A 21,419-nucleotide genomic window follows, 5' to 3' on the forward strand; every position below is an offset into this window, starting at 1 on the left:
ATCGATTAATGATTTAAAGTTCCCGTATTTAAAACTGGCGATGCATCTTTATCACCACAAAGAATTACCATCAAATTGCTAACCATTGCAGCTTTTCTTTCTTCATCTAAATCAACAATGTCTTTTTTGTTTAATTCTTCCAAAGCCATTTCAACCATACTTACAGCACCTTCAACAATTTTATGTCTGGCAGCAACAATAGCAGTTGCCTGTTGTCTTTTTAACATGGCATTTGCAATTTCTTGTGCGTATGCTAAATAGCCAATTCTAGCTTCTAGTACTTCTATTCCTGCAATGGCCAATCTTTCTTCTAATTCTTTTTCTAATGTTTCGCTTACTTCATTTACGCTTGATCTTAACGTAATATCTTCTTCATGACCGTCATCAGCAAAATTATCATATGGGTACATACTCGCTAATTTTCTTACAGCTGCATCTGTTTGAACTCTTACAAAATTCTCATAATTATCAACATCGAAAGCAGCTTTATATGTATCTGTTACTCTCCAAACTAAAATAGTACTAATCATTACTGGATTTCCAAGCTTGTCATTTACTTTCAATCGTTCACTATCAAAATTACTAGCTCTTAAAGAAATCTTTCTTTTGGTGTAAAATGGATTTGCCCAGTAAAGTCCATTTTGTTTGATAGTTCCAATATATTTTCCGAAAAGCAATACTACTTTCGAGGTATTTGGATTTACAAGAATAAAACCAAAAGATAATACTAAGGCTATAAAGGTAATAATTAAGAAAACTGGATTCTCATATTTAATCGCCGCTACGATACTTCCGAAGAATGATAAAAAGAAGACAGTTAACATTAAATATCCATTAGCAGGTTTGATAATTTTTTCTGATTCCATATTTATTAATTTTATTATGATATTAATTTGATATCACAAATATATTATAATTTTTTCTGATTTAACAAAGTTTTGAAATAAATATTTTCTACTTTAGCATGGAAAATATGTAAGAAATGAGGTTAAAAGCTGTTATATTATCAGTAATTGTAACGGTTTCACAATCAGTTTTTTCTTTAAATAACGATTGGGGAGCTGTTGGTCATAGAACTACAGGGAAGATTGCAGAAAAGCATCTGACTAGAAGAGCAAAAAGAAAAATCAATAAGTTATTGCAAGGAGAAAGTTTAGCATTTGTATCAACGTATGCAGATGAGATTAAATCCGATAGAGATTTCAGAAAATACTCAAGTTGGCATTACGTGAATATTTCTGAAGATGGAGATTATGAATCTTCAGATAAAAATCCTAAAGGCGATTTAATAACAGGAATCAACTTTTGTGTTCAGGTATTAAAAGATGATAACGCTTCAATTCAAGATAAGAGATTTCACTTGAAAATGTTAGTTCATTTAATTGGTGATTTACATCAACCATTACATGTAGGTAGAAAAAAGGATAAAGGAGGAAATAAAATTCAAGTACAATGGCATGGTAAAGGTTCTAATCTACATCGAGTATGGGATTCGAATATGTTAGCTAGTTGGGGAATGAGCTATTTTGAATTGGCTGATAACGTAAAATCTTTATCAAAACATCAAGTAAGAGCAATACAAAAAGGTACAGTTTTAGACTGGGTGAAGGAATCACATAGTTTAGCAAAAGAGGTTTATAAATCGGCTAAAACAGGTGAGAAGCTTCGCTACAGATATTCGTATGTAAACTTTCCAATTGTGAGAGAGCAACTTCAAAAAGGCGGAATTAGATTGGCAAAAATTTTAAATGAAATATTTCGATAAAAAAATATGAACAGTATAAAAGCCTCTTATTAAAGAGGCTTTTTTTAGTTAAAAAAAGTTAATGTTTCTGTCATGAGTATTCCATTTCTTAATTTTAACATGATGAAATTTAAAATAATTACCTTAATGACTCTTGCTGCGAGTTTACTTCATTCTTGCAAGGAAGTTATCAATAATCAGACGAAAAAAGAAGTTGTAGACAAAAGAGTCGAAGTAAAAGTTCAGCCTAAAATAAAAATGATTGGTGACTTAAAAGTGTTAAACTTCGAAGCACTTAAACCATACTTGGAGGAGCAAGATGATAAAACTCATGTAATAAATTTTTGGGCTACTTGGTGTAAGCCTTGTGTTGAAGAACTGCCTGCTTTTGAAAAATTGCATGCAGAAAATACAGACAATAATGTTGAAGTATTGTTAGTGAGTTTAGATTTCCCGAACGAAATTGAAAGTCAATTGGTTCCTTTTATTCAAGATAATAAGTTGGCTCCAGAAGTGGTTGTTTTAGATGATTCAAATCAAAATAAATGGATTAACGGAGTAGACAATAGTTGGTCAGGAGCAATTCCAGCAACTATCATATATAATAAAAATGAACGAGGCTTTTTTGAAAGATCGTTTACTTATGATGAGTTAAAATCAGAACTACAAAAATTCTTAAATTAAATAAAAATGAAAGCTTTAAAATCAATATTAGTTTTAGCGGTTGTTGCCGTAACTGTAGCATTTACTACAAAAGCGAAAAAAGGATATGACATTGGAGATAAAGTAGAGAATTTTACCTTGAAAAATATCGATGGTAAAATGGTTTCTCTTAACGATTATGAAAGCGATAAAGGTGTAATTGTAGTATTCACTTGTAATCATTGTCCTTATTCAAAAATGTATGAAGATAGAATTATCGCTTTAGACAAGAAATATAAATCGAAAGGTTATCCAGTAGTGGCAATTAACCCAAATGATCCAGCAGTTTCTAATGGAGATGATTTCGATTCTATGAAAGTAAGAGCAAAGTCTAAAGGATTTACTTTCCCTTATCTTTTCGATGATGGACAAAAAGTTTTTCCTAAGTTCGGTGCAACTAGAACTCCACACGTATTCATTTTGAAAAATACAAAGAAAAATTTTGTTTTATCGTACATCGGAGCGATTGATGACAACGCAAGAGACGCTTCAGGTGTCAATGACTTGTATGTAGAAAATGCTGTAGATGATTTATTAGCAGGAAAATCACCTAGAAAAACAGAGACAAAGGCTATCGGTTGTTCAATTAAAGTAGCGAAGTAATCGATTTTTAATGAATTCTATTATATAAAAGGCGAACTAGGATAGTTCGCTTTTTTATTCTGAAACTTTTAATCTTGCTTTAGCTGCTACAGATATGTCGGCGTAATCTTTATTAAGATACTTTAAATAGCCTGCGATAGCAATCATTCCAGCATTGTCCGTTGTGTATTGAAATTTAGGAATATAAGTATTCCATCCCCAATGTTTATCCGCTTCTGTTAATCGTTTTCTGATTTCAGAATTAGCAGAAACTCCACCAGCAATAGCGATATCTTTTATTCCTGTTTGTTTTACGGCATTCTTAATTTTTTTCATTAAAATTTCAACAATTGTATGTTGAATAGAAGCACAAATGTCATAAAGATTTTCCTCAATAAATTTAGGGTTTTCTTTAACATTCTTCTGGATAAAATATAAGATTTGTGTTTTCAATCCACTAAAGCTAAATTCTAAATCTCCAACTTTAGGCTGCGTAAATTGAAATGCTTTTGGATTTCCTTGTTGTGCATATTTATCAACTAAAGGTCCTCCAGGATAAGGAAGTCCTAGAATTTTAGCAGATTTATCATAGGCTTCTCCTACGGCATCGTCAATAGTTTCTCCCAAAACTTCCATCTCAAAATAATCGGTAATCTTAACAATCTGTGTATGTCCACCACTAATAGTTAAACAAATAAATGGAAAAGGAGGAATCTCACATCCATCTTCTTTGATGAAATGAGCTAAAATGTGAGCTTGCATATGATTGACATCTATTATTGGAATATTTAATCCAACTGCTAAAGATTTAGCGAAAGATGTACCAACTAAAAGCGATCCCATTAATCCAGGACCACAAGTAAAAGCGATAGCGTTTAATTGTTCTTTTGCAATACCGGCACGTTCTAAAGCTTGTTGTACAACAGGAACAATATTTTGTTGATGCGCTCTTGAAGCTAACTCAGGAACAACTCCTCCGTATTTGGCATGAACATCTTGATTAGCGATAACATTACTAAGAACTTCATTGTTGCGTAAAACAGCAGCACTGGTATCATCACACGAACTTTCTATACCTAAAATGTATATCTCTTTTTTTTCCAATTTTATATGGTTTTGAAATACAAAAATATCCATAATACGTTAGATATTCGTTAAAATTGCAGTTTCTTTGTACTAAGGCAAAATTTTTGTAGTTTTTCGTATTCTAATATTCTCACTTAAAATCATAAAAAAAGCAGGTAAAATAGTGTTTCGTGTTCTTAGAGTCATTCTGATTCTACTATTGCTTTTGATTTTAGTTTTATCTACTCCTTTTGTTCAGAGTAAGTTAGCTGAAATAGCAACAAATAAAATCAACCAACAGTTTAACACCAGTATAATAGTAAAAAAACTAGACCTTTCTTTGTTAGGAAATGTCAATTTAAAGGGTATTGAAATTAGGGATCATCATAAAGATACCTTAATTTTTGTGCAAAGTTTAAAAACCTCCTTAATAAATGTTAAAAAGATTGTTGATAATGAAGTTGATTTAGGAGACATAACTCTTCGTGGGGTTAATTTTCACATGAAAAAATATAAAGAAGAAGATGAGGATAATTTAGCGGTTTTTATAAACACTTTTGATAAAGATAATGACACCATCAAAAGTAAGACTCCTTTCGTTTTAGGAACAAAGAATATCTATATCGATAACTTGAATTTTAAATTGTATGATTTTGATAGGGAAGTACCTCTGCAATATGCTGCCTACAATGCAGGTGGAAATGTCCAAGATTTTTCAGTAGTCGGGCCTAATGTTTATGCGAATATTCGTGGATTATTTTTAAAAGACAATAGGAAACTATATGTAACAAATCTTACTACTGACTTTACATATACGAAAACTCAAATGTTATTTAAAAAGCTGTCTCTAAATACAGATAATGGTTCAGAATTAAAAGGAGAATTAGAGTTTAATTACAGAAGACAAGATTTAGCCTATTTTACAGATAAAGTTAGGTTATCAGCAGCCTTTCAAAAGAGTGAGCTTTCGGTAAAGGATATGAAGAAGTTTTATTCTGAAATTAGTGGAAATGATAAAATGTTTTTTACTGGAAATTTCAATGGAACTTTAAATAATTTCAGTACACCAAACTTAAATTTATATTCCAAAAATGGTTTATTTATTAAAGGAGATATGGGGTTTGTAAATGTATTTAATTCAGAGAGAGGTTTTATTTTTGATGGCGATTTGGATAAAGTTTCTTCAGATTATAATCAGCTTAAAAGTTTACTTCCGAATGTTCTTGGAAAAACACTTCCAACAAGTTTCAAAAGATTAGGTCAATTTTCTTTAGCGGGATTGATAAAATTAACCCCTGATTTTATGGACGCCACTTTATCTATGACATCAGATGTTGGAAATACATATTCTGATTTACAAGTAACAAATATTGAAAATATTGATAACGCAGTTTATAGTGGCGAAATAGAATTTATAGATTTGGATTTAGCTAAAATCACGGGAGATGAAGATCTTGGTGAAATTTCTTTAAAAGCAGATGTTAGTGGGAAAGGATTTTCTGTGGATAATATCAATTCTACTATTATAGGAAACGTTTCAAAGTTAAACTACAAAGGGTATTCTTATGAAAATTTAATGGTAAATGGACAATTCCAGAATAAAAAGTTTGATGGGTATTTGAAGTCGAACGATGAAAATTTTAAATTAGAGTTTACTGGTTTAGCCGATTTTTCAAATGAGGTAAATAAGTTCGATTTTAGTGCAGACATTGCTAAACTAGATTTGCGTAAAACAAATCTTTTTGATAGAGATAGTATTGCAATTATTAAAGGAGATATTAAAATAGATGTTGTCGGAAATACGTTAGATAATATTGTAGGAAAAGCAGCCTTCAAAAATTTAGTCTACAAAAATGAAAATAAAACGTTCTCTTTTAAAGATTTTCAGATCAACTCATCATTAAAGGATAGTATTAAAACTATTGAAGTAAATTCAAAAGATATTGTTCAAGGAAAACTAGAAGGAAAATTTTCTTTTGAAGAAGTGTTACCTGTTTTTCAAAATGCATTGGGAAGTGTTTATACGAATTACGAACCGTTGCAGGTTGATGGAAATCAATTTATGAAATTTGATTTCACAATCTATAATCAAATTGTAGATGTTTTTTTACCAGAAATCTCTATTGGAAATAATACGAGAATAAAAGGAAGGGTAGATGCTAATAAAAATAAAGTTAAATTTACTTTTAGCTCCCCCAATGTTAATGCTTATGATAATTCAATTGAAAATATTGTTCTTCGAATTGATAATAAAAATAAATTATACAGCACCCATTTAACAGCTAAGGAGGTAAGGAATAAATACTATGACTTGGGAGAAATTAATTTGCTAAATAGAACTGTTAACGATACCTTATTTTTTAAATCGACATTCAAAGGAGGTTCAAATTTAACAGAAAATTTCAATTTAGATTTTTTCTACACGATTGATTCGAATCATGAATCTGTTATTGGAATGCTTAAATCTAGTTTTAACCATAATAATTACGATTGGGAAATCAATCCGAAGAACGATAAGAATAATAAAGTTACTTTTAATCTTACCAATAATCATTTTGAATTCAGTCCGTTTGAACTCGTGTCAAATGAGCAAAAAATAGAATTTCAAGGTAGTATGCTTGGAGATAAGCAGAAAGATTTAAAAGCTAATTTTACAAATGTTCAGCTATTAGGGATTCTCCCAGAAACAGAAGATTTAACACTTTCAGGTTTATTGAATGGGAAAGTTTCTTTAAAGGAAACAGAAGAGTTAATTGAGCCAATTGCCGATATTACAGTAAACGACATTATAGTAAATGATTTCTCTCAAGGAACATTAAAAATGAAAATAGAAGGGGATAACTCTTTAAATAAGTATCAAGTTGATATTTCATTACGTGACTATGAGTTTGATAATGTGAATATTGCTGGAGGTCTAGATTTTTCCAAAAGAGCGGCTGAAATAGATTTAAAAGTTAAGTTTAAAGAATACGAATTAAATGGTTTTAGTGATTTTGGCGGTGATGTAATTTCCAATATAAGAGGAAGACTTTCAGGAAATTTTACAGCAAAAGGTCCAGCGATTAATCCGGCTTTTAGAGGTGGAATTTCTTTAGCAGATGCAGGGCTTACTTTTCCCTACTTAAATATTGATTTTGATTTTATTGATAATACAGATATTCGGTTATTTGATCAGTCATTTATTATCGATAAAATGGTTCTTGAAGATACCAAGTATGATACAAAAGGATATTTGTCTGGAAGTATAACACATCAAGATTTTCAAAAATGGTATATGAAACTTGATATTGACTCTGAGAATTTATTGGTACTCGATACAAAAGAGGCTGAAGAGGTTCCATATTATGGAAAAGGATTAATTAATGGAAATGCTCAAATTAGAGGCTTAACGAGTAATTTAAGTATTAATGTAAATGCTACCACTCAGCCAGGAACTATTTTTGTTATTCCATTGAATGATATTTCAACCGTAAACAATTATAAATTAATTCGATTTAAAACAGAAGAAAATAGCAAAAGTTCTGAAGATTTGAGTTTGGAAAAAGTTAAAGGATTGAATCTGAATTTTAACTTATCAGTAACAAAAGATGCAGTTGCTCAAGTAGTTATTGATAAAGTTTCAGGAAGTGATTTAAAAGGAAGTGGAAATGGTAATTTGAATATTGAAATTGATACACGAGGAAAGTTTATTATGGATGGAGGTATTACCATTGAAAAAGGGACTTATAATTTTAAATATGGAGGAATTATAAGTAAGCCGTTTACAGTGCAGCGAGGTGGAACTATTTCTTGGACAGGTGATCCACTAAATGCACAATTGGATTTAACTGCCATTTATCAAACCAAAGCAAATCCTGCTCAACTTCTTGACAACATTAACTCTACAAGAAAAATTCCGATAGATTTATATACTAAAATTACTGGAGGTTTATTTGATTCTAAACAAGAGTTTGATATTAAAATTCCAAATGCAAACTCAACCGTAGCGTCAGAGTTAGAGTTCATTTTGAATGAGAATGATGTTAATACTAAAATGCAACACTTTACTTTTTTAATGGCATTCGGAACATTTTATGACGAAGAGACGATTGGTAGTAGTGCATCTCAAGGTCTTACAGGAACTGCAGCTCAGGTAGCAACCAGTATTTTATCTAGTGTAATTAATAATGAAGACGGAAAGTTTCAAGTTGGTTTAGGGTACGTTCAAGGCGACAGAAATAATATTGATCAATTACAAAATGCTATAGATGATCAAGTAGACGTCTCCGTTTCAACTCAAATTTCTGATAGAGTTTTAGTAAACGGTCGAGTAGGGGTTCCTGTTGGAGGAAATACACAAACAAGTGTAGTGGGTGAAGTGAAGGTTGAGGTTTTATTAAATGAAGAAGGAACTCTAAGAAGTACATTTTTTAATAAACCTAATGATGTCCAGTTTGATATCGATAATGAAGGGTATACTCAAGGATTGGGATTATCTTATCAAGTAAATTTCAATAATATTTCTGAATTAGGAGAAAAGCTTGGTTTTAAAAAGAAAAAAAAGAATATTGTAGAAAAAAAAGATAGTATTATTGTAAAGAAAAAAAAGCTTATAAGCTTTAAAACCAAACAAGATTCTATAAAAACTAAAGATGAGCAGAAAAATTAAGGACTACCTTTTAATTTCGTTAAAAGGTATTGCCATGGGAGCAGCTGATGTTGTGCCAGGGGTATCAGGTGGAACAGTAGCATTTATTTCAGGAATTTATGAAGAGCTTCTTCATTCGATAAGTAATATTAAATTAGGATTGTTAAAAACACTGAAAAAGGAAGGGTTTAAATCAGCTTGGACCGAATTGAATGGTAATTTTTTATTAGCGCTTTTTATTGGAATCATTGTTAGTTTTCTTTCATTAGCAAAAGTCATTTCTTGGTTGTTGGAAACTCATCCAATTTTACTTTGGTCTTTTTTCTTTGGATTAGTTTTAGCAAGTATAATCTACGTCGCAAAACAAATTGAAAAGTGGAATATAATATCAATTCTTTTATTAATTATAACTACAGCGACAGCTTATATAATAACAACATTACCGCCATTAGTTTCAGAAGATTCATCAATGCCTTTTATATTCTTGGCAGGAGCAATTGCAATTTGTGCGATGATTTTACCAGGTATTTCAGGTTCTTTTATTTTAGTACTTTTAGGAGCTTATAAACCTGTTTTAAATGCTTTAACGAATAAAGATATTCCAGTTGTTGTTGTCTTTATGTTAGGGGCAATTACAGGTTTGTTGTCGTTTTCAAGAGTATTAAAATGGCTATTCGCGAATTATAAAAACTTTACGCTTGCAGCTTTAACAGGATTCATTATAGGTTCATTAAATAAAATTTGGCCTTGGAAGAGAGTTTTAACTTTTAGAACAAATTCTCACGGAGAGAAGGTGCCATTTAATGAAGAATCAATTTTACCAACATCTTACGAAGGAAATCCACAAATGCTATATGCTGTTGTTTTAGCTTTGATTGGATTCGGAGTTATTTTATTGTTAGAAAAATTAGCTGTATCTTCTAAACCTAGTTAGCAAATTAATACTGTTTAATAGAGTGTATAAAGAAAGGACATTCGGCCAAAAAGTGAGTCTTTTTTTAAGAGGGTTGGTGATGGGTGGAGCCAATAAAGTTCCAGGTGTTTCTGGTGGAATGGTAGCATTCGTGATGGGATTTTACGAAGAACTTATTTATACCTTTAGAAGAGTAAATCTCAAAGCTTTTAAATTGCTTTTTAACGGAAGATTTAAAAGTTTTGCAAGCTATACAAATTTACAATTTATAGTTTGGGTAATGTTAGGAAGCGCATTTAGTTACTTTAGTGTTTCCCTTGTTCTAAATTATTTTTTGAAAAATTATGAACTTTATGTTTGGTCATGGTTTTTTGGAATGATCATTGGTTCAATTTATTATATATCCAAAGATTTTGGAGACTGGAGAGTAAAAAATGTTATGTGGTTATTTATCGGTGCTTCTATCGGAATTACCATAAGTTTTATGTCTCCAGCTAAAGAAAATGATAATCTTTGGTTTGTGTTTGTCTGTGGAATAATAGGTGTTTCTGGCATGACACTACCCGGCTTATCAGGATCTTTTATTTTAATCTTATTGGGCAATTATGTGCTCCTTTTGGTAGATAGTGTCAACGTTTTAGGTGGAGTAGTTACGTCTATGTTTACAGGTGATTTTTCTGATTTAAGTGATCCTGTTAAAGTTCGTTATCTTAAAATTATTACTGTTTTCACACTTGGTTCAGCATTTGGCCTAGTTTCTATATCTCATATATTAGGATATGTATTTAAAAAAAGGAAACAACAAGTAACGGCAATTATTATTGGTTTTATAACGGGTTCTTTAGGAATTGTCTGGCCGTGGAAAGAAACTATTTATAAAAATGTAGAAGGTAACTTTTTGTTAGATACTAAAGGTAATAAGATAATAGAAAGTTATGAACGATACTTGCCAAATATTCAAGAACAAGAAACTTTAATTTCTATTGGTTTTATAGTATTTGGAGTATTGTTAATATTAGGTATAGATTATTATGGGAATAGAAGAAAAAAGTAATCTTTTTGGTTTATTAGGTAAGAATATTTCATATTCATTTTCACGTGGGTATTTTGGGGAAAAATTTAAAGAGTTAGACCTGAAAGATCATTCTTATGTAAATTTTGATCTTCAGGATATCAATAAATTAGGCAAGATAATTATAAAAGAAAAGAATTCATTAAGAGGATTTAATGTAACTATTCCGTATAAAGAAGCAGTAATTCCTTTCCTAGATAAAATTGACAACAAAGCTGCTGCAATTGGCGCAGTAAATACAGTTAAAGTATTCAAGAATGGGAAATTGAAGGGGTATAACACAGATTACTTAGGATTTAAGAACTCCTTAAGGCCTTTTTTGAGAAAAGAACATAAAAAAGCATTAATTTTAGGAACAGGTGGTGCTTCCAAGGCAGTAGCCTTTGCACTTAGTTCTTTAGATATTAAGCCAACTTTCGTCTCAAGAAATACGTCTGATAATGTTATTACTTATCAGGATTTAAATGAAGAATTAATTAAAGACAATCTGGTAATTATAAATTGTACGCCGTTAGGTACACACCCTAATGTAGATCAAACTCCAGATATTCCATATAATTTTATTGGTGAATCACATATTCTTTATGATCTCATTTATAATCCATCGAAAACTCTTTTCCTTCAAAAAGGTGAGTTAAAAGGTGCACAAATTAAAAACGGATTAGAAATGTTGGAAATTCAGGCTGAAAAAGCTTGGGAGATTTGGCAAAAAGAATGATCTACGTTTATCAAATTCATAACTCTTTCAAAGTTATTTAAATTGTATTTAGGGCTAATAAATATTCCTTATCTTTATGGTAATTAAAATTGGAACTTAAACATTATCTCGATGTTAGAAAATAACGATAACCGCTTAGAAGAAAATACTAACGAAGCATTACAAGACCAAATTAGACAAGAAACTCAAAAAACAGAGGCAGCTGTAAACGAAGTAGAGAATGTAGTAGCTGAAAATTCTGAAAAGGAAGAGAGTCGCGAAATACCAATCAAAGACTACAGTAAAATGGAGTTAGATTCATTGGTTTCAGAATTAGAAGAGCTTTTAAATAATAATCCAGTTCAACTTATAAAGAAAAATGCAGATGAAATTAAAAATGCATTTAATTTAAAGTTTGGAAAACTTTTATCTCAAAAGAAAGAAAAGTTCTTAGCTGAGGGCGGTAATTCAATAGATTTTCAATTTTCTAGTCCAATTAAATCGGAGTACAACAAGTTACTTAAGGAATATAAAGAAAAACGAGATCGTTATTATAAGCAACTTGATGATCAATTAAAAGGAAATTTAGAAAAGAGGTTCACATTGATAGATGAGCTTAAGAATTTAATTGTAAATGCTGAGCCAAAAACAATGTATAACGATTTTCAAAAGATCCAAGAGCAGTGGAAAGTGATTGGTCCAGTCCCAAGAACAAAATACAACGATACTTGGAAAACATATCACCATCATGTAGAACGCTTTTACGATTTATTACATTTAAATCAGGATTTTAGAGAGCTTGATTTCAAACATAATTTAGAAGAAAAGCTAAAGTTAATTCAAAGAGCGGAAGCTTTAGCTGAATTAGAAGACGTTAACGTTGCCTTCAAAGAATTACAAGAGCTACATCGTTTGTGGAAAGAAGAGGTGGGACCTGTAAGTCGCGAGTTTAGAGAGGATGTTTGGAGTAAGTTTAGTAACGCAACCAAGAAATTACACGACAGAAGGCATGATTTCTATCGTGATTTAAAGTCGAAACATCAGGAAATTATAAATGAAAAATTAGCTATAGTTGAACGAATTGCTAGTTTTGATTTTTCGGGTAATAAAACACATAAAGATTGGCAAAAAAGTATCAAGGAAATTGAAGCATTACGCCAAAAATATTTCGCTGCCGGTAAACTACCTTATAACAAGAGCGAGGCAGTATGGCAAAAATTAAAAGAGGCTACAAAACGATTTAATTCTGCTAAAAATACGTTTTACAAAAAAGAGAAATCTTCTCAAACAGATAATCTTAAGAAAAAGATGGAGTTGGTAGAACTTGCAGAAAATTTAAAAGATAGTGAAGATTGGGAAACTACAACGAATACAATGAAACGTATTCAATCAGATTGGAAAAAAATTGGTCATGTTCCTAGAAAGTTTTCTGACGAAATTTGGAATCGGTTTAAATCGGCATGTAACTATTATTTTGATCGTTTAAACTCTCATAGAGATGGAGTGTCTCAAGAACAGGAAGCAGTTGTTGGAGCAAAAAAGACCTTTATTGACAACTTTAAGAATAACGATAAACTAACAGTAGAAGATGTAAAGACTGCAATTCTAGAGTGGAGAGAAATTGGTTCTTTACCAAGAAATGCTCGTCATTTAGATGGTAAATTCAATAAAGAAGTTGATGCTAAATTGGCTTCATTGAATCTAGATAAAGAAGAAATTGAAATGATTAAGTTTAGGAACGTTGTAGATAATTTATTGGCTCAAGAGGATTATAGAAAGTTAGATAGTGAACAATTCTTTATCAGAAAGAAAATAACAGAGACCGTAAGAGAAATGCAACAGTTAGAAAATAATTTAAGCTTTATTTCGAATGCAACTGAGGATAATCCTTTAGTTCAGAATGTAAGAAAGGGAATTCAAGAGTTTAAAGAACAGCTTGATATTTGGCAATTAAAACTAGATTATTTAAAGAAATTAGATTATTAAGAAAAATAAAAACCAACAATAAAAAAGCTTGCCAATCGGCAAGCTTTTTTATTGTTAATTAATTACTACTTAACAGGTATTTTTATTTTATATTTCTTTCTACTTTTATTATTCAGTTTTGTTTCTCTTAACCAAGGGTTCACTAATTTTAATTCTTTATAAGTAAGATTATATTGCTTAGCGAAGTCTGGGATGTTCTCAATTGGTTTGTCAATTATTATTTCTTTTACTTTAGGATATGTATATAAATCCGTTTTTTCATAATGAAACCCATACTTCTTTGGGTTAGACATTATTTCCTTTAGAGCTAAGATTCTAAATACATATCTTCCAGTCTCAACATTTAGTAACAAGTCATAATAATTTGTGACTTTCTGTTCATTTAATCGCTTTGAGATTCTTGCATTCCCTGCATTGTAACCAGCGGCAGCTAATGTCCAACTTCCAAACTTTTTCCTTGAATTGTTTAAATATTTTGCAGCAGCCTTTGTAGATAGTTCTAAGTTATAGCGTTCGTCAACATTGTTATTTACTTCTAATCCATAATCACGTCCAGTACCTGGAAGAAAATGCCAGTATCCAGCAGCTCCTTTATAAGAAGGTACTTGAATCAAAGCACTTTCAGCGACACATAAATATTTAAAATCATCTGGTATATTATATTTTTTTAGCAAGGGTTCTATTAAAGGAAAGAATTTATTCGCTCTTTTAATTAATAATAAAGCATTTGATTGCCAATATGTATTAACTAGTAATTCTCTATCCAATCTTTCAAAAATATCAGCTTCCTCAAGTGGAACTTTTTCACCTGCGAACTCGAGACTTTCGGGTACTTTAACAGCTTTCACTTCATAGGTTTCACTTACGCTTTTTGATATTATTATAGAGTCTTTTTTTACGTTTTCTACGATACGTTTATTAGGTTTTACTTCTGTTAAATTTAGTAAGAAAAATCCTACAATCACTACTATTGCCAATAGTGATATTCGTATAAAATTGACTTTCATATGCTATTATTTTTTGTGGTATTAATAGGTACATTGCTCTTCAAGAATTTTTGAGATAACTCTTGCTTTATTCAAAATCATAATGTGTGTACCATTACTTACTTCAATATAGTTTTTTATATGCTTAGAAGGAAATATTTCATCTTTATTTCCATGAATATGTATGATTCCTTCTAATTCTGTGTCTTGTTTCCAGTTTAAAACATTGTGTATTGCCCAATCTAAATAAGTGCCATTACGAATTGATAAGTACATTTTATACAATTCTGCTCGTTTTCTTAAATAATCACCAAAAAACAAATATTCGTAGTTTTCAAAATTTTCTACAATTTTAGTTGGAAATAATCTATAGGCCTTCGTTTTCTGAGCAAATTTTAATCGATTTGGTAACTCTTTGTTACTTTTTATACTGGAGATAATAATAATTTTTTGGCAAGTGATGATTTTACTCATTTCTTGAACCATAACTCCTCCAAATGAAACACCAACTAAAACAGGATTTTCATGTTTAATTAATTCACACATTCGATTTGCATAACTTTCCATACTTTCATCTATAGATAGAGGAATAATCCAATCTAAATAGTGTGCTTCAAATAAATACTCATCAAAGGTTAAATGCTCAAATATCTTAGTATTGGCTGCTAATCCTGGAACAAAGTACAGATGAGTTTTACGATTCATGAATTATTCAAAGTATTTTTTATCTAGTAAAATTCCTTCGATATATTCATTAAGTTCCATCAACTCTTCAGGAACGTCATCATTCCATAATCGAACTTGAACTTGTTTTCCATCATGAGTTAAATATGTGCTCGGTAAATCCATAATTTGTGGATTGTCGTATACATCTTTATATGAAGAGAAATTCTTTTTATTCAATAGAGAAGTAATAGTGGTAAGTTCCTTTTCTGAAAGTTTAAAAGCTTTAGTTCCTTTTTCTAAAACAAATTCTTTTCCTTCATATGAAACATTACCTTTTTTGTCAATGAACACACTATATGTAGGGCAGTCACCCATACAAGGAGTTTTTATTATTGAAAGCAATGTGTTTTTCTCTCGTGCAATAAATTTTTCGGCATTCGCATTTGTATGAACATCAATATTTCTGAATTCTTTCGAGTTATTTAAACGTTCAGTCCATTCTTGGAGTTTTCCATCCGGAATTTCAATCACCACAATCTTAGAGGCATCGTTATCAACTAACATGTTCTTCCATTTTAAACCGCTATTTGTTACTAATGCTTTAACCTCATTTAGGCTTTTAGGGTTATTTAATACTCCAAGAAGTTGATTTTTTGGTTCTTCTTTTATGTTTTTTTTAACTGGTATTTCTGCATTGGTTCCTGTATTTATTTTTTTTTCCTTTGGAGCTTCACAGCTCAAAGCCAGCAACAAAATAGATAGATAAATGAATTTCATACTTAATTTTTTAAGAGGTGATTAATGATAACGTTAAGTTAAGCAATTACTTTTACATCAACAAAGTTGAAGCGAACTGAACCATCTTCATCAATTTTAGTTAATGTCACCTTATGTAAGGTATTGACTAATTTCGGATTCCAAGGAGTTTTTACTTTTACATAATTTTCAGTGAAGCCATGTATATACCCCTCTTTATTTTCACTTTCAAATAATACAGTTAGCGTGTTACCTATTTGACTTTCATAAAATGCTCTTCTCTTTTTAACCGATAAACCACGTAGCATTTTACTACGTTTTGCTCTTACATTTTTAGGAACAACACCATCCATTAAAACAGCTTCAGTGTTTGCTCTTTCAGAATAAGTAAAAACGTGTAAATACGAAATATCTAATTCAGATAGGTAGTTGTAAGTATCTAAAAATAATTCATCTGTTTCACCAGGAAAACCAACAATCACGTCTACACCAATACATGCGTTTGGCATAACCTCTTTTATTTTCGTAACTCGATTTGTGTAAATTTTTCTAAGATAACGACGCTTCATTTTCTTTAAAAGTTCGTCACTTCCTGACTGCAGTGGAATATGAAAGTGTGGAACAAAAGTTTCTGAATTAGAAACAAAGTCTATAGTTTCGTCTTTTAATAAATTAGGCTCGATGGAAGAAATTCGAAGCCTATGAATACCTTCTACTTTATCTAAGTTTTGAACTAATTCTAAGAATGTATGCTCATGTTTTTTGTTTCCAAATTCCCCTTTTCCATAGTCACCAATGTTCACTCCCGTAAGAACAATTTCTTTAATTCCTTTCTCAGAAATTTCTTTGGCGTTTTTTAAAACGTTTTCAAGTGTATCGCTACGAGAAATTCCACGTGCTAAAGGAATTGTACAATAGGTACATTTATAGTCACATCCGTCTTGTACTTTTAAAAATGCACGTGTTCTATCTCCAATAGAATAGGAACCAACATAAAAATCAGCATCTTCAATTTCACACGAGTGAACTTCCCCGATACTATTTTTAGCTAAGTCGTTAATGTAACTTGTTACATTAAACTTTTCAGTTGCTCCAAGTACTAAATCTACACCATCAACAGCAGCTAATTCTTCTGGTTTTAATTGGGCGTAACAGCCAACAGCAATTAAGAAGGCTTCTTGGTTTTGTTTTAAAGCTGATTTTACGATTGTTTTAAACCTTTTGTCAGCATTATCCGTAACTGAACATGTATTTATAACATATATATCTGCCTTTTCCTCAAATTCAACACGGCTAAAGCCTTCGTTAACAAAATTTCGAGCGATTGTTGATGTTTCTGAAAAGTTTAATTTGCATCCTAATGTGTAAAAAGCTACTTTTTTATCCGCATTCATTCTTGTACATTTAACCAAATGCAAAAGTACAATATTGAAAATGATTTTTGAAACAGAAAGATTAGTTATTAGAAAGTTGTTAATGAAAGATTTAGAATCTTTTTTTGAGTTAGAAAGTAATCCAAAAGTATTACAATATGCGACAGGTGATGTAAAAACACTATCAGAATGTGAAAATGAGTTGCAGAAATTAATTAATAAGTATGATAAGTCAATTAATGATTTTTGGATTTATGCTATAGTAATTAAAGAAAACTCTAGGTTTATTGGAACTGTGGCATTAGTTAAAGATGAAGAAGGAAATGATGAAATAGGATATAGATTTATCGAACGATACTGGGGTAATGGATATGCAACAGAGGCATGCGGTGGATTAATTAATTATTGCCAAGAAATTGGAATAAAAAAATTAATAGGAAACGTGGTTAAAGAGAATAAAGCTTCGGAGAAAATTCTATTAAAATATGGTTTTCAAAAAATAAAAGAATTCGTGAGTCATGATATTGGTTTACCTGAAACAAAATATGTTTTAAACCTTTAGTGAAAATTAAAATATTAAAACCACTCACTCCGTAGAGTAAGTGGTATAATGTTAATTAAATATCAATTCGATAACCCTAAATTATCTTACAGCTATTGGATAAGATTCACCTCGATAAGAAACTGATCCTGATGATCGTGGTCCGCTTCCTCTGGCATGCATAATACCAGCAACGTGCGGAGAAGCCATAGATGTCCCACTCAATGTTGCGTAACCACCATTTAAGTATGTACTTAATACACTACTTCCAGTTGCTATAACATCAATCGGATTCATATTGTAATTAGAGAACGAAGAGAAAGAACGATTACAAGTCATTGAAGCAACTGTATAAATTCTACTTCCATTAATACAAGCAGGATCATAAAAAGCAGCATTAGATCTACTATTTCCAGCAGCAATGGCAACATACGTTCCTGCATTACCTAAACTTTGTAGTGCGCTTCTGTAAGATGAACGACTAGAGCAACCTGAACCAAAATATCCACCTAAACTAAGGTTGGCAACATCGCCAGGAATATCATATCTACCAACGTGATTTATTCCAGCTAAAATTGTAGATGTACTACTTCCTCCGCTACATCCGAAAACTCTAACAGGCACTACACTAGCTCCCGCAGAAACTCCAACAACGCCAGTTCCGTTGTTAATTGCTGCAGCAGTTCCAGCAACATGTGTTCCGTGACCATTACAATCGTTTGCACTTCCTCCTACAAAAGATCTCGCGTAAGTTGAGTTTGTTACTACATTTAAATCTGGATGATCTAAGTCAATTCCACTATCAATTACCCAAATCCATTGATTTTTTCCAGATCCATTTGCAAAACCTCCGGCTCTAGAGACTCCACATGGTGTTTGTTGTGCCATTTTTTGCGCATCACTGTGTTGTAATGTTCCTTCAATTTTAAATTTAGGAAGTTCTACAACTCTGTCATGTTCAATGAAATCAACGTTCGGATCTTTGGCTAATTCTTCAAACTCTGCATCCGATAATTTTATTGCCATTCCTGAAATTTTAGTAGTGTAATAGTGAAGAACTTTTTTTGAATCTAAACTATGTGTACTTAAAACATCATTCATTTTTCGAATAGATACCTCGGAAAGGTTATCAACAGATTTTGCTTTCGATTCTCTACTAACAAATTTCGTTTGTGACAATGATCGTGAAGCGGGTGTAACTTTTCCTTCGTTGAAAACAACGATATACTGACCTGGAATAATACTTCCATCGCTGGCTGTAGCCTCGATATTTTGATCAGTGTTGACATCATTACTCTCGTTTTGACAAGAGGTAATTACTAGTGCAGCAGTTAATGCACTCAATGTTAATTTAATTAAATTTTTCATGGTTGATTAATTATTTGTTAGGGCAAATTTAGAGATTTAGAACATATAAAAAACATGTCTGATTTTGTAAGTGTTTGTTTTTTAGTGTCATAAAAGTGATAAAAAGAATGGTTTATAAAAATAAAAGCAACACTGTTGCTTTAGTAAAGTCCCATGCTTCAGAATATTTTGATGGTTACTTTTTTTAGGTAAAGTTAAATAAAATAATTTAAATATTTTAACATAAATTAACATAAATTTAACAAAAAACAAGTGCTGTTAACAGTTTTTTTTAGTGGTAAAACCGTTTATTTTTTGTTTAATTTTTTATTTAATTGCTATTTTTTTGATTAAAGTGTATTTTTTTAACATTATGTTAGTTTTATTTCAATTTGTTGTTTTTTTAACAGTATTTTAATTTTTGTTAAAAAATTAACATAAATATTAAGGATTTATGTTTTTCAGATATCCCGTTTTTTGTAAATATGTTTTAAAAGGTATTCTGTCATGGATATGGATATTTAAATTCATTTATTAAACCATTATATTTACATCAGTCGGTTAAAAGAAGACTGTTTATGGGTTATATTATGAAGCCTCAAGCTGAAAATTCTATTTTTAAAATAGCATTACTACTCATGGTTATTTTTAATTCGTGTAGTTCAAGGAAAACTGAATTTGCTGATGATAAAGTTTTTAGGTACAATGAACATTCCAATATTACTTCTCTAGATCCTGCTTTTGCACGTGATCAAAGAAATATATGGGCTGTAAATCAGTTATATGATGGTTTAGTTCAATTAGATGATTCATTGAATGTTCAACCAAGTATAGCACAGAATTGGAAGGTAAGTAGCGATGGAAGGCGATATAAGTTTTATTTGAGGAAAGATGTGTTTTTTCATAAGCATAAGTTATTTGGTAAGAAAAAAACAAGAAAGGTTACGGCTTATGATTTTGAATATTCTTTCGAGAGATTAATAAGTGAAAGTGTTGCATCTCCTGGAGCTTGGGTTCTTCAGAATGTTGAAACTTTTAAAGCAGAGAATGATTCAATATTTGTTATGGATTTAAAACGTCCATTTCCAGCATTCTTAGGATTATTAAGTATGAAATATTGTTCAGTGGTCCCCAGAGAGGTAGTAGAATTCTATGGCAAAGACTTTAGATCAAACCCTGTAGGAACTGGTCCATTTAAGTTTAAACTATGGGTGGAGAACACAAAACTTGTTTTTAGAAAAAATAATAATTATTTCGAAAAAGATGATTTAGATAATTATTTACCGTATTTGGAATCTGTTGCAATTACATTTCTCCCTGATAAACAGAGTGAATTTCTTCAGTTTATACAGGGTAATCTTGACTTTATGAAAAGCGTTGATCCCTCCTATAAGGATGAACTACTAACTACATCAGGTGATTTAGTTGAAAAATACAGTAATGATATTGTGATGCAAAAAGGTGCTTATTTGAATACAGAATATTTGGGCTTCTTTTTAGGAGGACAGGAAAATAATGTGATTAAATCAAAAGAAATTCGACAAGCTATTAATTATGGTTTTGATCGTAATAAGATGATCACCTTCCTCAGGAACAACATTGGAACACCAGCAAATAATGGTTTTATCCCAAAAGGATTGCCTTCATTTAATGGTCAGTCAGGTTATACGTACCAACCAGAAAAGGCTAAAATTTTAGTTGAGAAATATAAAAAAGACAATAACTTGGATAAAGTGGAGGTAAATATTACAACAAATAGTAGTTATTTAGATTTATGTGAATTTATGCAGAGAGAATTAGCAATTGTTGGTTTAAAAGTGAAAGTGGATGTAATACCTCCATCAACATTGCGTCAAGGAAAAGCAAATGGAAAGCTGCCGATATTTAGAGCGAGTTGGATTGCAGACTATCCTGATGGTGAAAATTATTTATCACTTTTTTATTCTAAGAACTTCACACCAAATGGACCTAACTATACGCATTTCTCCAATGATCTATTTGATAAATTATACGAAAAGTCGATACAAGAAGTAAATCGAGATATCCGAGTTGCATTGTATCAAAAAATGGATAGTATTCTTATAAATGAAGCTCCGGTAATTCCTTTGTATTATGATCAAGTTATTAGGTTCACTCAAAAGAATGTAAAAGGCTTAGGAATTAATCCAATTGATTTACTAACATTAAAATACGTAAAAAAATAGAGAATGAGTAAAACTTATTTTTTTAAACTTTTTTAATGTTTTTTTTGTGTTTTTGTTATAAATATTAACATTATTTATGTTTTTGTTAATTTTTTAAGTTAAATATTGTATAATTTAAGATTTTTTTAACTTTCCAAAAACCATTAAAAATCAATCTA

The 21,419-nt window shown here is 30.8% G+C and carries 17 protein-coding genes; 10 read left to right on the forward strand and 7 right to left on the reverse strand.

Annotation, left to right across the window (positions count from 1 at the left end; genetic code table 11):
- Positions 1 to 5: 5 nt before the first annotated feature.
- A complete protein-coding gene (locus BTO06_RS03660) occupies positions 6 to 866 on the reverse strand; it encodes an SPFH domain-containing protein (RefSeq protein ID WP_100924009.1) in 861 nt (286 codons plus the stop codon).
- Between the two features lie 116 nt (positions 867 to 982).
- Here BTO06_RS03660 and BTO06_RS03665 point away from each other — a divergent pair, with 116 nt between their 5' ends.
- The 3 genes from BTO06_RS03665 (at position 983) to BTO06_RS03675 (ending at position 3,049) form a co-directional block, all read left to right on the forward strand.
- Positions 983 to 1,765, forward strand: coding sequence for a S1/P1 nuclease (locus BTO06_RS03665; protein ID WP_100924010.1), 783 nt, complete (start codon positions 983 to 985; stop codon positions 1,763 to 1,765).
- Between the two features lie 99 nt (positions 1,766 to 1,864).
- Positions 1,865 to 2,428 (forward strand): TlpA family protein disulfide reductase, encoded by a 564-nt coding sequence (locus tag BTO06_RS03670; RefSeq protein WP_232731506.1) that lies wholly within the window; start codon positions 1,865 to 1,867, stop codon positions 2,426 to 2,428.
- Between the two features lie 6 nt (positions 2,429 to 2,434).
- Positions 2,435 to 3,049 carry a thioredoxin family protein gene (locus BTO06_RS03675; RefSeq protein WP_100924011.1) on the forward strand — a complete coding sequence of 205 codons (615 nt, stop codon included), beginning with the start codon at positions 2,435 to 2,437 and terminating at the stop codon, positions 3,047 to 3,049.
- A gap of 54 nt (positions 3,050 to 3,103) precedes the next feature.
- Here BTO06_RS03675 and tsaD read toward each other — a convergent pair whose 3' ends face one another.
- Positions 3,104 to 4,132, reverse strand: coding sequence for a tRNA (adenosine(37)-N6)-threonylcarbamoyltransferase complex transferase subunit TsaD (tsaD, locus tag BTO06_RS03680; protein WP_198517128.1), 1,029 nt, complete (start codon positions 4,130 to 4,132; stop codon positions 3,104 to 3,106).
- Between the two features lie 187 nt (positions 4,133 to 4,319).
- Here tsaD and BTO06_RS03685 point away from each other — a divergent pair, with 187 nt between their 5' ends.
- From BTO06_RS03685 to BTO06_RS03705, 5 genes are all read left to right on the forward strand, one after another.
- Entirely contained in the window at positions 4,320 to 8,741 is a 4,422-nt protein-coding gene (locus BTO06_RS03685; protein WP_232731507.1) for a translocation/assembly module TamB domain-containing protein, read from the forward strand.
- Positions 8,725 to 9,654: a DUF368 domain-containing protein gene (locus BTO06_RS03690; RefSeq protein ID WP_100924013.1), complete on the forward strand. Its 930-nt coding sequence runs from the start codon at positions 8,725 to 8,727 to the stop codon at positions 9,652 to 9,654. The genes BTO06_RS03685 and BTO06_RS03690 overlap by 17 nt, the downstream gene beginning before the upstream one ends.
- Positions 9,655 to 9,676: 22 nt before the next feature.
- A complete protein-coding gene (locus BTO06_RS03695) occupies positions 9,677 to 10,687 on the forward strand; it encodes a DUF368 domain-containing protein (RefSeq protein ID WP_100924014.1) in 1,011 nt (336 codons plus the stop codon).
- On the forward strand, positions 10,665 to 11,423 hold the full coding sequence (locus BTO06_RS03700) for a shikimate dehydrogenase family protein (RefSeq protein ID WP_100924015.1): 759 nt from the start codon (positions 10,665 to 10,667) through the stop codon (positions 11,421 to 11,423). Before BTO06_RS03695 ends, BTO06_RS03700 begins: the two co-directional genes overlap by 23 nt.
- Positions 11,424 to 11,534: 111 nt before the next feature.
- Positions 11,535 to 13,388 carry a DUF349 domain-containing protein gene (locus BTO06_RS03705; protein ID WP_100924016.1) on the forward strand — a complete coding sequence of 618 codons (1,854 nt, stop codon included), beginning with the start codon at positions 11,535 to 11,537 and terminating at the stop codon, positions 13,386 to 13,388.
- A gap of 65 nt (positions 13,389 to 13,453) precedes the next feature.
- Here BTO06_RS03705 and BTO06_RS03710 read toward each other — a convergent pair whose 3' ends face one another.
- From BTO06_RS03710 to mtaB, 4 genes are read right to left on the reverse strand one after another with little or no spacing between them, the layout of a single operon-like run.
- Complete coding sequence (locus BTO06_RS03710) at positions 13,454 to 14,395, reverse strand: lytic transglycosylase domain-containing protein (RefSeq protein ID WP_100924017.1); 942 nt, start codon at positions 14,393 to 14,395, stop codon at positions 13,454 to 13,456.
- A 21-nt stretch (positions 14,396 to 14,416) separates the two neighbouring features.
- Positions 14,417 to 15,079, reverse strand: a complete 663-nt coding sequence (locus tag BTO06_RS03715) for an alpha/beta hydrolase (protein WP_100924018.1) — start codon at positions 15,077 to 15,079, stop codon at positions 14,417 to 14,419.
- A 3-nt stretch (positions 15,080 to 15,082) separates the two neighbouring features.
- Positions 15,083 to 15,817 (reverse strand): DUF6438 domain-containing protein, encoded by a 735-nt coding sequence (locus BTO06_RS03720; protein ID WP_100924019.1) that lies wholly within the window; start codon positions 15,815 to 15,817, stop codon positions 15,083 to 15,085.
- A gap of 38 nt (positions 15,818 to 15,855) precedes the next feature.
- On the reverse strand, positions 15,856 to 17,190 hold the full coding sequence (gene mtaB / locus BTO06_RS03725) for a tRNA (N(6)-L-threonylcarbamoyladenosine(37)-C(2))-methylthiotransferase MtaB (protein WP_100924020.1): 1,335 nt from the start codon (positions 17,188 to 17,190) through the stop codon (positions 15,856 to 15,858).
- A 40-nt stretch (positions 17,191 to 17,230) separates the two neighbouring features.
- Here mtaB and BTO06_RS03730 point away from each other — a divergent pair, with 40 nt between their 5' ends.
- Complete coding sequence (locus BTO06_RS03730; RefSeq protein ID WP_100924021.1) at positions 17,231 to 17,731, forward strand: GNAT family N-acetyltransferase; 501 nt, start codon at positions 17,231 to 17,233, stop codon at positions 17,729 to 17,731.
- An 81-nt stretch (positions 17,732 to 17,812) separates the two neighbouring features.
- Here BTO06_RS03730 and BTO06_RS03735 read toward each other — a convergent pair whose 3' ends face one another.
- On the reverse strand, positions 17,813 to 19,078 hold the full coding sequence (locus BTO06_RS03735) for a S8 family serine peptidase (protein ID WP_100924022.1): 1,266 nt from the start codon (positions 19,076 to 19,078) through the stop codon (positions 17,813 to 17,815).
- 557 nt (positions 19,079 to 19,635) lie between these two features.
- Here BTO06_RS03735 and BTO06_RS03740 point away from each other — a divergent pair.
- A complete protein-coding gene (locus BTO06_RS03740; RefSeq protein WP_232731508.1) occupies positions 19,636 to 21,261 on the forward strand; it encodes an ABC transporter substrate-binding protein in 1,626 nt (541 codons plus the stop codon).
- Positions 21,262 to 21,419: the final 158 nt, after the last annotated feature.

Source organism: Tenacibaculum sp. SZ-18 (genome assembly GCF_002813915.1).
Classification (GTDB): Bacteria; Bacteroidota; Bacteroidia; order Flavobacteriales; family Flavobacteriaceae; genus Polaribacter.